We start from the raw sequence: 14,359 nt of genomic DNA, 5'->3' as shown, positions 1-14,359 counted from the left end.
GATTAATCTCCTTGCTCACGAATTAATAACTGTGTCCAACGAGCGGCTAAGCCAAGCTGCTCGATTGTGCGTAAACTGATCCGATGCGGATCATCAAAGCCCTTAAACAAAAGCTCGTCGATATCATCGAGTAGGGTTTGGAGTGATTGATTGGTATGATGGCGTTGGCGAATGCGGGCTAGTTGATATTTGCCACGCCAAATCCATGGGCCATAGGCGGTGTGGCCTTTGCCTGATTTTTGGCGTTGCTGGCTATGCTCATGATATTGGCTATACAACTCCATCAGCACTTGCAACAGCGAACGCACCATGCCATGCTCGCCTTGATAGAGCCGCCATAAGCGTTGATGCCAGTTGAGCAAGGCGGGGTAGGCTTCCCAGGCAATCGTTTGATCGAGGAAATCCAAGGCGTTTTTGCGAATTGCTTGGCGTGGCACAGCATCTTTGGCCTGATCAAGCGCATGATGGGCTAGTTTGGCCGCTTGATATAAGGGGAATTTCTCGGTGTGCAAGGTCAATCCCGCCGAAACATGGATTAATCGGTTATAGCCCGTATAGCGTTGAAGATCGTGCTGAATCCGATTGGCGATATGGGCCAGCACATCCCAACTGCCAACTAAAAACAAATCGTCGCCGCCTGAATAGACGCTGTAAATTTGTTCATGGCTGGTTGCTTGATTGCTCGCTTGCTCTGGCTGGTAGATTGCGGTGGCAATATTCTGGTCGCGACAAATTTCGCCAACCCAGCCCTCGAAAAAGCGTGAAAAGGCGGCGCTTAGGCTAGAAATCCGGGCCAACGAGGCTTTGGCAAGGCTATAGCCAAAAATATCGCCAAGATCATCAACATCCATGCGTAGTACCCCAAAACGCTTGATACCCCGACTCGCTTTGGCCAGCTGATCAAACGATTTGACCTCGCCGTTAGGAGCTTTAGGTGTCACATTAACAATTGGGCGCATGCTAAAGACATGCTGGCGATAATCGGCGCGGAGTTGGCTCAGCATGGCCAGATCGCCCGCAAAGGGCCGAATAATCTGCACATGGATTGATTGTGCTGAATTTCGGTTGAGATAAGTGAGCAATTCCTGCTGATCGAAACAAATTTCTGCCTGCAAACCCAAGCCCGCCAAAATATCCTTGGCGTTTGTGCGGCCTTTGACGGCAGCGAGATTGGGCTGCGGCTGGCTGATGCAGAGAAATTGGGCATCGTGCAAGCTGAATCCCAGCTTAATTGTGCTTTCGCAAAGCCGGCAGATTTTGCTCGGTTGCTCACCTTGTTCAACCTGCTCTTTGAGAAATAGCTGGGTTGAGCCCATATAGCCACAGGTTGCGCAACGATCATCCTCGTTGCCGCGATGGCCGCGTGGCGTGAACAATTTGGCTCGCAGCTCTTGGCTATCGAGGGTTGCAAAACGGCGACGTTTATCAGCGGTTACTTGGTCGTTGACGGCGCGAAACAAGGCCTCAAAATTGTGCTCGGCATCGGCGATGGTCGCGCCACCCAAGGCGATATACAACTCGCCATCGTGGACATTCAGCAAAAATTGACCAAGCGCCCGTCGCCACTGTGCCAATTGTTCGTAACAAGCGGCTGGCACAATCACATAAAAACGCCCACCACCGCTATAGAGCAAATTGGTGCTAGGCATGCCTGCTTGCTGCAACACCCAACCAGCCAAAGCATCGGTCAGCATTTGCAAATAGAATGAGCGACCGCGCAGGCTTTTGGCCGCACGATTGGCCGCGATGGTGTAGATAAAATCCTGCACGCCCGAAAGATCGCCACCAACTAACATGGCTTGCTCGCCAGCGGCGGCTAATGCGGCTTTGGTGCGAGCATAATCGTAGAGCGACACGACCGGATCGGCTACTTCGCCAGCAGTTGGCTGATAGCTAACGGCCCAAGCATAATCGTGAAACAGGCTCAGCATCTGCGCCAAACGAATGCTTGGCTCGGCATTGCATTGCTCAATCGCTTGAATGAATTGAGTTTGTAAATCGGCTGAAACTGGCGGACGTTCAGTGATTGGAAAAAGCGCAGATTCGGTGAGGCTAAAACGTTGCGCTTGGAGAAAATAGGGCGTTGAAGTTTGGCCGTTCGGCTCGGCTGATGGAGCAATTTGATTGAAGATCGAATGCAGTGGCGTAGTATCCCAAGCCTTGACCGAGTTTGTCATACTCTTCAATGCCCGTATGACTGGGGGATCACTCATACAACCTCCTTGTAGCACGCTAACGATGGCTTACTTTAGCTGATGGGTTGCGCATATTTGTGCGCTGCATAAACGAATATCTGTTCGATTTATGCCAATTACCCTATTTAATTGATCCAATTGCGGCTAAAATTTTCCGTTTTGGCGCATTTAAGTAGCATTTGTAGATATCTATCTATTTACAAAATTAAACCTTGAGGTTGATGACTGTTTTTTATTGTGGGGCATAAATCGGCATTTGGTTGCATAGGCCATGTGGGTAATTGAGGATAGGAGTATGAGGTGGATTGTTTGTTAGGTTGATCGTAAGCTATACTTGCGATACTCGAAACAAATCCTTCCTCCTCACACACACTCTTCTCTCCTTCAAGCGGCCCCAATGGGCCGTTTGAAGTTTTAGCTTTCAAGTACCAAACAATCGTGGGGCGCAAAATTGACCACCACCGCCTCGCCGCGATTGGGCAAGTTGCTGACGTGATTATCGTTGAAGACATCGACAAACAGCAATTGTTGCTCGATTTCAACGTGAAAACGCACAATTGGCCCCAATAGCATTTGCTCTTTGACCACACCGTGTAGTTGATTTTGGGCGGCAGCGCCGTCGAGGCTCAAGCGTTCAGGCCGCAAGGCAACCCGCACTTTACTGCCTTGTAGCGATGGATCAAAGCTATCGCTGACGCTAAATTGTTGTTTGCCAAAATGTAAAATGCCTTGCTTGGGGTCGTGGAGCGAGGCTTCTAGCGTGTTGAGTGTGCCGACAAAATGGGCCACAAAGCTGGTTTTGGGGTTGTTGTAAATTTCGGCAGGCGTGCCAAGTTGCTCAACTTCGCCCTTTTGCATAATCAGCACCCGATCCGAAAGCGAAAGTGCCTCTTCTTGATCGTGGGTAACGTAAATCGCTGTAATGCCTAATTCGCGCTGAATGGCCCGAATATCTTGGCGCAACGAAACCCGAATCTTGGCATCAAGCGCTGAAAGTGGCTCATCGAGCAGCAGCACTTGTGGGCGAATTGCCAAGGCCCGTGCCAGCGCAACCCGCTGTTGTTGGCCACCAGAAAGCTGATGCGGATAGCGATTGACAAATTCTTGCATATGGATAATCGCCAGCATCTCGTTGACCCGCTGCTCAATCGCTTGCTTGCTGAGTTTGGCGATACGCAAACCATAGCCGATATTCTGGGCTACGCTCATATTCGGAAACAACGCATACGATTGAAACACAATCCCAATATTGCGTTTGCTAGGCGGCGTTTGGGTAATATCGTTGCCGTCGATTTTGATTGAACCACCGCTGGGAGCCTCGAAGCCTGCGATCATGCGTAACGTTGTGGTTTTGCCACAACCGCTGGGACCGAGCACCGACAAAAATTCGCCACGCTCGACCACCAAATTGAGCGGCGAAACCACCGTCGTTGGGCCAAATTGCTTGGTTAAATTGTGTAATTCGATAAAAGCCATGGCAGTTCCTTAGTGTGTTCCACCAAATTGAGTCTGTTGCTGATCTTTGCTATTGACCAACAGCACAATCCCAAAAATCACCCAAGTTAGGGCAAAACTAATGATTGTAAGCGCTGCTGGTTCGTAGGCTTTATTTTGACTGATGCGGGCAAGGTATGGACCGAAGGCAGGCCAAGCCAAATATTGGGCTAAGGTCAATTCGCCCAGCACCGTAGCAAAGGTCAAAAATGCGCCATTCACCAAGGCACCCCGTACATTCGGCACAATCACTTGCCAAATAATTCGCGGCCAGCCAGCGCCAAGGCTTTGGGCAGCTTCGGTCAGAGTTTTGACGTTGGTCGCCCGTAGGCCAGCATCAATCGCTCGGTACATATAGGGCAGCGTTAGCACCATATAACCGGCGATCAGCAAGCCGCGACTTTGCACCAAAATCACTGGCGGGCGGCTATACGATTTGATCAAACCAAACACCAACACAATTGGTGGAATCACAAATGGCATCAGCGAGACCAACTCGATCAAGCGGTGTAAACGGGGATGTCGCAAATAGGCCCAGTACACCGTGGGAACCAGCAAAAGCAGGCTGGCGATAATTGTCAACAAAGCCATTAATGCTGAAAATAGGAACGTTTCATAAAAACTACTATCAGCAAAAACCCGTTGATAGGCAGTAAAGCCTAAAGTATCTTTTTTGGCTCGCAGCGAAAACAGAAACGTGGCAATCAGCGGCAACAAGAAATAGCTTGTGCCAACGATGATAAACAGCCACGCAACCAATGACGAACGTTTTTTCATTGCAACCACCGTGCCGATCGGCGCTGAAGCCAGCTATAGAGCGCCAAAACCAAGGTCATAATCACCATCATGCCAAATGCCAAGGCATAGCCCAAATTAGGATTATGTAAAATATCGCCCTGAATTTGTGCTCCAATCATAATCGGCACAATATTCAATGAGCCGCCAGTTAAGGCATAGGCCGTGGCATACGCGCCAAAGGCATTGCCAAAGAGCAAAACGACGGTACTCAACAGGGCCGGAGTTAAAATTGGCAAGGCGACGCTTCGCCAGTAGTAGCCGCCCGAAGCACCTAAACTTTCAGCCGCCTCACGCCATTGCGGGCGAAGTGCCTCAAAAGCGGGAGTTAAAATCAACACTACCAAGGGAATTTGAAAATAGAGATAGGTCGCGCTCAAGCCCCAAAAGCTATAGAGATTAAAGCCTTTGTCATACAAATCAAAGCCCAAATTTTTGAGCAAAACGGTGACAAAGCCCACCCGACCCAAGGTAGCAATAAAGGCAAAAGCCAAGGGCACACCAGCAAAGTTCGAGGCCACACCAGAGAAGGGAATCAAAAAAGCTCGCACAAAGCGCGGCAAACGACCCAGCACCATGGCCCAAGCCAACAAACCGCCAACCAACGTGCCAAGCAAAGCCGTAACGCCGCTCACCTGCACGCTGAGCAGATAGGCATTGACAATGCTTGGCTGGCCGAGATCGGTGATATTTTGCAGGGTAAAGTTGCCCGCGTTATCCTGAAAGCTACCAATTACTAGCGAGGCCGACGGAAGCACCAAAAAGGCACAAGCAAAGAGGAAAAATGGCACCGTGCCCAGCCAACTCCAATTAATGCGACGAAGGTCGAGGTGCTGCCATTGCGCACCCCGACCACGTTCTGAAGCTTGTTCTGCCACAGAGCGGCGATCCTTCCTTAATTATTCCTTGACATCGACGTTGACCGTGGTGTCCCAACCATCGACGATAACTTTTTTGGCGGCTTCAAGCTGTGCCAACGTTGGGAATACAGCATTGGCATAGAGTTCGGCTGGTGGCAATTTTTCAGCAATTTCGGCTGGAATTACATTGCGAGCAACCAAATCGTTGTAGCGCACTGGGTGGCCGCCACCTTTGAGCCAAGTCAATTGGCCTTCGTCGGAGTAGAGGTATTCCATCCACAATTTGGCGGCATTTGGGTGCGGAGCATAAGCGCTGATCGCTTGGACATACACGCCACCAAGTACGCCTGATTTTGGCACAACCACTTCGATTTCAGGGTTGCCACCCAACTCATCGCGAGCGCTGATTGCCAAATAGTCCCACGTGATCATGATTGGGGTTTCGCCTTGAGCCAAGGTGCCTTGTTTAGCAATAACTGGCACAAAGTTACCAGCTTGGTTCAATTTGCTGAAGAAATCCAATCCAGGTTGGACGTTATCCAAGCTGCCGCCATTAGCAAGCGCTGCGGCATAGACTGACTGAATCGCCAAGTTCGAGACCCGTGGATCGCCTGCCAAGGCGACTTGGCCTTTGTATTCGGGCTTCAAGAGGTCGGCCCAATCTTGGGGCACATTTTTGACGACATCTTTGTTGACGGCAAATGCCAACACACCGTAGTAATCGCCAAACCAATAGCCTTCTGGATCTTTCAACTCGTTAGGAATCGTATCCCAGGTTGAAACTTTATAGGGCTGCAAGAGATTTTCTTGCTTTGATGAAGGGCCAAACGCAAAGCCAACGTCGATCACATCGGGGGCTTGTGGGCCTTTGTTATCTTTATTGGCCTTGATTGCTTCGATTTCATCGCCCGAACCAGCATCAGGATTCAGTTCGTTGATCTTGATGCCATATTTTTTCGAGAAGTTTTCGATCATTTCGCCGTAGTTGAGCCAATTGTGGGGCAAGGCGATCACAGTTAATTCGCCTTCGGCTTTGGCAGCAGCAATCAAAGCATCCATCGTTGATGATGTGCCACCTGAGCCAGCGGTTGGGGCGGTGGTACTTTCGCTAGCGGCTGAGCCACACGCACTAATCATCAACGAAACAACGAGAAATAAGGCCGCTAATTTAGCAGCACGTAGCCGAAAAGCGCCAAGCTTCGATTGAGCCATGGTTTAAATCTCCTAGCAAGCTAGACCACAATGCAAGAGAATCTGTCAGGTTATTGACGAGTGTAACCACAAAAAATGGGCTGGGTTGATGCTACGGGGGCTTATTTATCGTACTATAACATAATTGTAATATTTTGGTTAAGAACACATCAGGCTTCAACCCACTAGCCACCAACTTCGCAAGATCTGGTATGATACAACGCCGTAGAGCAATGCTGCTCACCCACTGCAACGACGCACAACCCTGCAACCATGAAGGATTTTGTTGAATGCTGAATCGCCTAGGTGAGGATCGTTCATCCTTCAACCCTCATCCTTCATCCTTACATTTGGAGGCTTTATGCGGTTAATTTTGGTGCGCCACGGTGAGAGTGAGTGGAATAAAATCGGTCGCTATCAAGGCCAAGAAGATGCGCCCTTGAGCGAACTGGGCCAACAACAAGCCCAAGCCTTAGCCCAACGCCTCAAGCGCGAAAAGCTTGATGTGATTTACGCTAGCCCCTTGCAACGAGCCAACAACACTGCTCGCGCAATTGCCGAATTTCACCCCGAAGTACCATTTATCGACGATCCAGCTTTGCTTGAAATTCATCATGGCGATTGGCAAGGGTTGTATAGCCCCGATGTTAAAGCTCAATATGGCGCTGAATTACGCGAATGGCAATATTTCCCAACTCGTTCGCAAATGCCTAATGGCGAAAGCTTCTCGAACATCCTCAAGCGCGTGATTGACTTTAAAGAACGGGTTTTGAGCGAACGCCCCAACGAAACTGTGATTTTTTCAACCCACGATGTAGTTGTCAAAATTTTGGTTGCCGATGCACTTGGAATCAATATGGATCGGATCAATCGCTTGTGGATTACCAATGCCTCGATTAGCGTGATCGAATATGGCGAAGATTTGCCTTATTTGGTGAGCTTGAGCGAAGCTTGCCACCTTGGCAAATTGGCTACCGTGCGCGAAAACCAAACCGCCCTCTAAAAATACCCTCACCCCAACCCCTCTCCCGCTAGGCAGGAGAGGGGCTTTTTGTTATTTAAGCTGGCAATAATAGCAATTTACCTGTTGTTTGACGTTGCTCCAAAGCTTGATGAGCTTGTTGCGCATCGGACAAACTATAGCAAGTATAGTGATGTAAGGTGAGTGATCCATCCAAAATGCCATTGAAAACTGCATTACTACGATAGGCTAGCTCAGCTGAATCGACGATAAAATGGCCAATGCTAGGCCGCGTGAGCATGTATGAGCCTTGAATTAAGCGTTGTGGGTCAAAGGCTGGGGCTGGGCCGCTCGAAGCACCAAAGAGGACCAAGGTTCCACGACGTTGCAATACCTTGAGGCTTTGTTCAAAGGTTGCCGCACCAACTGAATCGTAAACAGCTGCTACGCCACGTTGCTGGGTATAGGCTAAAACTGCTTCAGCAAACGCTCCATCAGCATATATAACCACATGATCTGCCCCTGCTTGATACGATAAGCCAGCTTTGGCCTCGGTTGAAACCGTCGTGATCACGGTCGCACCCAATTGTTTGGCCATTTGGGTTAGCAATAGCCCTGTGCCACCAGCGCCAGCATGCACCAAAACCGTATCGCCAGCTTTAATCGGATATGAATCGTGGGCAAGATAATGCGCTGTGATGCCTTGCTCAAGCACTGCCGTGGCAATGGCTGGCTCGATACCCTCAGGCAAGCGAATCAAACGATCAGCAGGAATGCTGATATATTCGGCGTAGGCTCCGCGAATGTTGACATAGGCCACGGGCATGCCAACTTCCCAACCCTCAACGCCAGCGCCAAGTTCGGCAATAACTCCCGCTCCTTCCATACCCAAAATTGTGGGCAAGCCAATGCCCGCAATCCGCCCACTGCGTTGATAGATATCAACAAAATTAACCCCAACTGCTTGATTGCGTACTAGAACTTCGCCCGGTTGGAGTTGAGGCATGGCAACATCGGTGTAAGTTAAGACATTGGCGGCCCCGAATTGATCAATTTGAATTGCTTTCATCGTTTAAATCCTTGGTTAAACAAGCGTCGGATCAGTTTCCAACGGTACATTTAAGCCCGCTGCATGCAACAAAATTCGGGCGGCATGTTTGGCCATCAAGGCTGCTGTGGGTGTACCCTCGCGCAACGCCGTTACCAACGCGCCATCAACTAAGAGCAATAACCCATAAGCCAACTGTGGATCAGTAATTCCAGCCGCAGCCAAAAGTTGATTAATGTAGCCGCGATAGAAATCTTTATGCGCCAACGCCGCTGTATGCGCTGGATGCTCGCGATCAGCGGTTTCGACAATCGTGTTGGTAAAGGCACAGCCACGAAAATCTGCCGCCGTAAATCGATCAGCTAATACATCGAACAAGGCTAAGAGTTGGCCAACTGGAGTATTAGCGCGAGCCGCCACATTGGCTGGCAACGATGAGCGCCATTCAGCATCGCGCTGCTCAATATAGGCCAAAATCAAGGCATCCTTCGAGGCAAAATGGTAGTAGAAGGTTTTTTTGGTAATTCCAGTCTCCGCAATAATTTGGTCAATTCCGGTAGCTCGAATCCCTTGGCGGTAAAATAAGCTTGCAGCCGTTGCCAGAATATGGCTTCGGGCATGGCCTTTGATTGGTGATGCTTGCATATATCCTCACAGGTCTGTATACATCGAAGTATAAACCGAAACAGCAGCCTGTCAAGCCCCAAAGTTGAAGGGTTTGGGCAAAATGCTGAGCTTGATGGAATTTAATCGATTAAGCCTTGTTCGCGAGCTTTCACAATTGCGGCAGTACGGTTATGTACATCGAGCTTGAGGTACAAATTGCTAATATGGCGTTTAAGGGTGCTTTCGGCAATCACCAAGGCTTCAGCGATCGCGCGATTGCCCAAGCCAGCCGCCAAGTAACGCAAAATCTCATGTTCACGGGGGGTTATCGCCAAATCAACAGTCTCTAGTCGATTGTGGTGCAGCAAGCGCAAAACTAACGGGCTACTTGGCAATTGTTGCAATAATGGAATCAACCCAGCCTGTAAATCGAGCAACGGTTGAATAATTGACTCTGGCTCGGCAATTGTCAAGGCATGTTGGAGTTGCTCAAGCGCCTTAGGCAGTTGGCCTTGGCGAGCCAAAACCATGGCCAAGGTGGCGTAGATACTGACTAAGAGCGGTACAAAATTAATCCGTTCAGCGGTAGTTAGGGCTTGATTTAATAAGCTGGATGCTTGATCCAGCGCTGCTTGACGCAAAGCTAGCAAACCGCCCAACCATTGATTAATCGGGTTATTTAAATCCTCAGGGTCGGCGTTGATCAAAGCCAACCATAGGCTGGCTTGGGCTAAATCGTGCTGCTCAATCGCCAGCAAGCAGCGGGTTTGTTGAATAATCAGGCGAATTTTGGCATTATCATGGCCAATCGCATATTCCTCAAGCTGGAGTAAGCAGTGTACTGCTTGGGGATAATCATTCTGCGATTGCAAAATTGCCACCCGCTGCGCTTGGGCCACACACCACATTTGGCGATTATCCATTATTTTGCTGTTGTTGAGGCTTTGATCGACCGCCGCCAAGGCTTCGGGCAATTGATGGCGCTGATGATAAATGCGTGACAACATCCAATACATGCCAGCCATAAATGGGCGGGGTGCTGGCAAGGCTTGCGCTTGTTCGATCAAACTCAAGCAAATCTGTTCGGCGCGGCTAAATTGGCCGACATCGTGCAATAAACCAGCGCGATTTACCGCACCAACCGTTGATAAAAAGCGACTATTAATCGTTTGGCCTAAAGTTTCAGTTTGTTGATAGAACATTTCGGCCTGTTGAGCATCACCCTGAAAATGGGCTACCACTGCTAAACAAAAGGTCATCACCCCTTGAATCGTCGGATCGTTGCTCGTATTCAGGCGTTTGGCTTGTTCACCCCATAAGGTAGCTTGCTCAAGCTTTGAGGTCATGGTTGCGGCCAATGCACCCAACGCCAAGGCCTCAGCAGCCAAAGGATTTGGTTCGTTACTGCCAACCAACTGGCTGATCCGTTCGAGATAGCCTTGAATGCCCTCGCCATTGCGCAAGGTTATCAAAATCCACATTTGAGCAATGCACAAACGTGGCTCATTCCAGATGATATTAATTGGCAATTGATCGAGCCATGGCCGTAAGGTATAAAAGGCCGCTTCGCGCACAAATTGGCCAACCCACGGCGTAAGAATTGCCGCCGCTAACTGATGCGCTTGGGCTTGCAAGGCATAGTGCATTGCATCGTGAATATAATGTTGGTCGCGACACCATTCGGCGGCGATTGCCAAAACACGATTGCGTAGTTCAGGATCGATCAAATTGGCGTGTTGCAGCAGAAAATCACGAAACAGCGGGTGTAATTGCCACCACTCCTGGTCAAGCGCCCCGATAAACAGCTGGCGTTCGATAATCTGATCAAGTTGACTTGAGCCAAGTTCCCGTTGTTGATGCATAAAATCGGCCAACGAGCGATTAAAGCGATCAAGCGGAGCCAAAGCCAACAGAGCTTGCTGAATTGATGTTGGTTGTTGCTGAAAAACTTCTTCGAGCAAATAAACGCTAATATCGCTCGCTTGACCCGAATTGAGCGCCCGTAAACCATGCTCAGGGCTAGGCGCTTCGGATAAGGCTAAGGCGGCCAGTTGCAGGCCAGCAATCCAACCAGCACTTTGATGCAGCACTTGACTTTCAATCTGCTGATTTAGCCGAACGTGCATGACATCGCGCAGAAACTCACCGCCCTCATAATCGGTAAAACGTAAATCGGCTACGCCAACGGTGGTTAGCCAATTGCGTGCTCGCCAGCGGGCCAAAGGTAAGGCTGGTTGTTGACGACACGTCAACACGATATGCAATTGCGGCGGGCAATGCTCAATCAACATGGTAAGCGCTTCATGAATGACTGGATGATCGATCATTTGATAATCATCGAGCACCAATACCCATTGATCAACTTGCTCGTGGAGTTGGTTGATCAGAGTAGTAACCACATTGATTAACACTTGATGGCCGAGTAGCTCCAGCCATTGCCAATTGAACTGCGGCAGTTGAGCCTGAAAGCCTTGTTGCAGATATTGGGCAAAGCGTAAGGGATCGTTATCGTGGTTATTGAGGGTGAGCCAAACACAATGTTGCTGTTTGGTAGTGTGCAACCAAGCACTCACTAAGGTCGTTTTGCCAAAGCCAGCTGGAGCACTGATCAAGGTTAGGCGTTGGTTACGCCCAGCATCAAGCCGCTGATAGAGGCGCGAACGTTTGACCACCCGTTCGCGTGGTGGCGGCACAACTAATTTAGTTTGGATGAGTTGGAGCATAACACAATCCCTCAAGGCCTACTTGTCAGTCTACCACAGCCAACTACACCTTGTGGCTACACCTTTTGAATGAAGCTTGATCAGCGCAATGCGCTCTACAATAGTATGAAATTGCTGTTACCAAGGAGTTGGAAGAATGCCACGCATCGAAGCCTTGCTTGCCGCTCGTCAATTTGTTGTTCCGCAACGCGCTGGCGATTATCTTTATTTTATTAGTGATTTGAATGGCCGCCTGAGTTTGTATCGAATGTTGCTGACTGGCAGTGTGCCTGAGCCATTGCTGCCGCCCGATATTGCCTTGCAAACGCCGCATCATATGGGCGGAAAATCGTTTGTGGTGCTGGCCGAATACAATCAAATTGTGGTCATGATCGATAAAGATGGCGATGAAAACTACCAACCGCTGCGCATCCCCTTGACTGGTGGCTTCCCTGAGCCAGTTTTTGGCGACCAATTTGCTGATGCCCAAACCAACCTCTCCAAGCTTGACCCAAGCACAGGGATCGGCTATTTGAATGTTGCTTCACGTGTTCGACCTGAACTTAGTTGCTATCAAATTAATGTGCTAACGGGCAGCAGCACACTGCTTTATACTGGCCCAGATGGCCCATTTTATGCAACCTCAGCAGCGGATCAACAAACAATTTTGACGGTCGATGGCTATGGCATTGGTGATAGCGTGATTTATCGCCAGCAGCTTGGCAGCACTGAGCGTTCGGTGGTTTTCGGCACACCCATGGAGCAACGTACAACCACGATCGAGCCAAATGGCATGGGCTTTGCTGAATGGGTCAATGATCAGGTTGCCTTGGTGAGCACCAGCATCTTTGATGATTGTTACAGTTTAGCCTTGTTGCGCCTTGATGGCTCACAAAGTTTGGATTCTGTGACGATCGAGGGCTTGGTGCATACTGGTCAAGGCGAGTTCGATCGTTTGCTGCACCTAACTGAGCAGCGCTTTTTGATTGGCTACAATATCGATGGCTGTTCGTGGTGCTACGAAGCTGAGCTTGATTTAGCTGGCAAGCGCATGCTTGTCACCAAGGTTTTGGTTGGCCAAGCACCGCTCGACAACGGCGTTTTAGAGTCGATCGACTATGATGAAGCGAGTGATAGCTTTGCGCTTTCGTTCTCGACTGCGATTGCTCCAACCCAAATCTACACAATTAAGCCCAGCCAAGAGCTGCAACAGCACACCAACGAACGAGTTTTGGGCATTCCAGTTGAGCATTTAGCGGCTGGCGAAGATGCTGCATTCAACTCACACGACGGTTTGCGCATTTCGGCGCGACTCTATCGCCCAGCTCCAGCTTTGGGTTACGAAGGCCCACGCCCCTTGGTTTATTACATCCATGGTGGCCCGCAAGGCCAAGAACGCCCCGACTTCGCCTGGTTCTCGATGCCCTTGATTCAATTTTTGACCTTGAAGGGCTTTGCAGTATTTGTACCCAATGTGCGTGGCAGCAGTGGCTATGGCTTTAAGTATATGAACCACGTTACCCACGATTGGGGCGGCCAAGATCGGCTTGATCATGTGCATGCCATGACCAAGGTTTTAGTCAATGACCCGTTGATTGACACCAAACGAGCCGGAGTTATGGGGCGCTCATATGGCGGTTTTATGACCCTGACCTTACTTGGCCGTCACCCTGAGCTTTGGCGAGCAGGCATCGATATGTTTGGCCCCTACGATTTACACACCTTTTCGGCGCGAGTGCCTGAAACTTGGAAGAGTTACATGGCAACCCAAGTTGGCGATCCTGTAACCGAACATGATTTCTTGGTCGAGCGCTCGCCCAAAACCTATATGCACAACTTAGCGTGCCCATTGTTGGTGACTCAAGGAGCCAACGATCCACGGGTGATTGAGCGTGAATCGAGCGAAGTGGTGCACGAATTGCAAGCCTTGGGTAAAAATGTCGATTATCTGTTATTCAGCGACGAAGGCCACGATGTGCTGAAGTATGCCAACAAAGTGACTTGCTACAACCGCATCACCGACTTTTTCAGCCAACATCTCTAGGGAGTAGGGTTCAGGATTCGGGGTTCAGAGTTCAATGGTTAGAGCCTTTAGAATCCACCACATTACAATCGAGAGGAACGTAGGACGAAAACCCTGCGTTCCTCTGAATTTGTGCTTGAAATACTGCACCATTGTCTAAAAAGTGTGGTACTATACACTCCGGTGAGAAGGGCCATTAGCTCAACGGTTAGAGCACGCGGCTCATACCCGCTTGGTTGGGGGTTCGAATCCCTCATGGCCCACCATTAACCACTCGCCTATCTCCACCAAACCACATCCTCATGCGTACTATCACCCCTACTTTATTCGTGGTTTTTTGCTTTTTAACTAAGATTTGCTATACTGCCCATAATTGAATACCTCATCACGAGGAGTCGAGGGATCTGGCCCGATGACACTCCAGCAACCGTCTCGCCGAGAAAGGTGCTTCTTCCAGCAGCAATCGCGCTGATAGATGAGTGGC

Annotated in this window: 10 protein-coding genes, 1 tRNA gene and 1 riboswitch; of the genes, 3 read left to right on the top strand and 8 right to left on the bottom strand. The window is 49.7% G+C overall.

Annotation, left to right across the window (positions count from 1 at the left end; genetic code table 11):
• Positions 1 to 2 precede the first annotated feature (2 nt).
• From cas10 to LCH85_13440, 5 genes are all read right to left on the bottom strand, one after another.
• Positions 3 to 2,213, bottom strand: coding sequence for a type III-A CRISPR-associated protein Cas10/Csm1 (gene cas10 / locus LCH85_13460; GenBank protein ID MCA0352997.1), 2,211 nt, complete (start codon positions 2,211 to 2,213; stop codon positions 3 to 5).
• A gap of 396 nt (positions 2,214 to 2,609) precedes the next feature.
• Entirely contained in the window at positions 2,610 to 3,671 is a 1,062-nt protein-coding gene (locus LCH85_13455; protein ID MCA0352996.1) for an ABC transporter ATP-binding protein, read from the bottom strand.
• A gap of 9 nt (positions 3,672 to 3,680) precedes the next feature.
• On the bottom strand, positions 3,681 to 4,466 hold the full coding sequence (locus LCH85_13450) for an ABC transporter permease subunit (protein MCA0352995.1): 786 nt from the start codon (positions 4,464 to 4,466) through the stop codon (positions 3,681 to 3,683).
• Positions 4,463 to 5,299 (bottom strand): ABC transporter permease subunit, encoded by an 837-nt coding sequence (locus tag LCH85_13445; GenBank protein ID MCA0352994.1) that lies wholly within the window; start codon positions 5,297 to 5,299, stop codon positions 4,463 to 4,465. The genes LCH85_13450 and LCH85_13445 overlap by 4 nt, the downstream gene beginning before the upstream one ends.
• Before the next feature lie 84 nt (positions 5,300 to 5,383).
• The gene (locus tag LCH85_13440; protein ID MCA0352993.1) at positions 5,384 to 6,403 is read right to left on the bottom strand and encodes an extracellular solute-binding protein; all 1,020 of its coding nucleotides are present in this window, start codon (positions 6,401 to 6,403) and stop codon (positions 5,384 to 5,386) included.
• Between the two features lie 493 nt (positions 6,404 to 6,896).
• On the opposite strand from LCH85_13440, the gene LCH85_13435 reads away from it, so the two are divergent.
• Complete coding sequence (locus tag LCH85_13435; protein ID MCA0352992.1) at positions 6,897 to 7,538, top strand: histidine phosphatase family protein; 642 nt, start codon at positions 6,897 to 6,899, stop codon at positions 7,536 to 7,538.
• Between the two features lie 55 nt (positions 7,539 to 7,593).
• Here LCH85_13435 and LCH85_13430 read toward each other — a convergent pair whose 3' ends face one another.
• From LCH85_13430 to LCH85_13420, 3 genes are all read right to left on the bottom strand, one after another.
• A complete protein-coding gene (locus LCH85_13430; GenBank protein ID MCA0352991.1) occupies positions 7,594 to 8,565 on the bottom strand; it encodes a quinone oxidoreductase in 972 nt (323 codons plus the stop codon).
• A gap of 15 nt (positions 8,566 to 8,580) precedes the next feature.
• Positions 8,581 to 9,189, bottom strand: coding sequence for a TetR/AcrR family transcriptional regulator (locus tag LCH85_13425; GenBank protein MCA0352990.1), 609 nt, complete (start codon positions 9,187 to 9,189; stop codon positions 8,581 to 8,583).
• A gap of 101 nt (positions 9,190 to 9,290) precedes the next feature.
• Complete coding sequence (locus LCH85_13420) at positions 9,291 to 11,873, bottom strand: tetratricopeptide repeat protein (protein MCA0352989.1); 2,583 nt, start codon at positions 11,871 to 11,873, stop codon at positions 9,291 to 9,293.
• Positions 11,874 to 12,009: 136 nt separating this feature from the next.
• On the opposite strand from LCH85_13420, the gene LCH85_13415 reads away from it, so the two are divergent.
• The gene (locus LCH85_13415; GenBank protein ID MCA0352988.1) at positions 12,010 to 13,896 is read left to right on the top strand and encodes an alpha/beta fold hydrolase; all 1,887 of its coding nucleotides are present in this window, start codon (positions 12,010 to 12,012) and stop codon (positions 13,894 to 13,896) included.
• A 169-nt stretch (positions 13,897 to 14,065) separates the two neighbouring features.
• Positions 14,066 to 14,141: transfer RNA gene (locus LCH85_13410), tRNA-Ile, on the top strand.
• 113 nt (positions 14,142 to 14,254) lie between these two features.
• A riboswitch (SAM riboswitch) is annotated at positions 14,255 to 14,357 on the top strand.
• Positions 14,358 to 14,359: the final 2 nt, after the last annotated feature.

This window comes from Chloroflexota bacterium, from assembly GCA_020161265.1.
GTDB lineage: Bacteria > Chloroflexota > Chloroflexia > Chloroflexales > Herpetosiphonaceae > Herpetosiphon.
The sequence above is the reverse complement of the archived record's forward strand: the minus strand, read 5'-3'. Positions and strand labels throughout refer to the sequence as shown.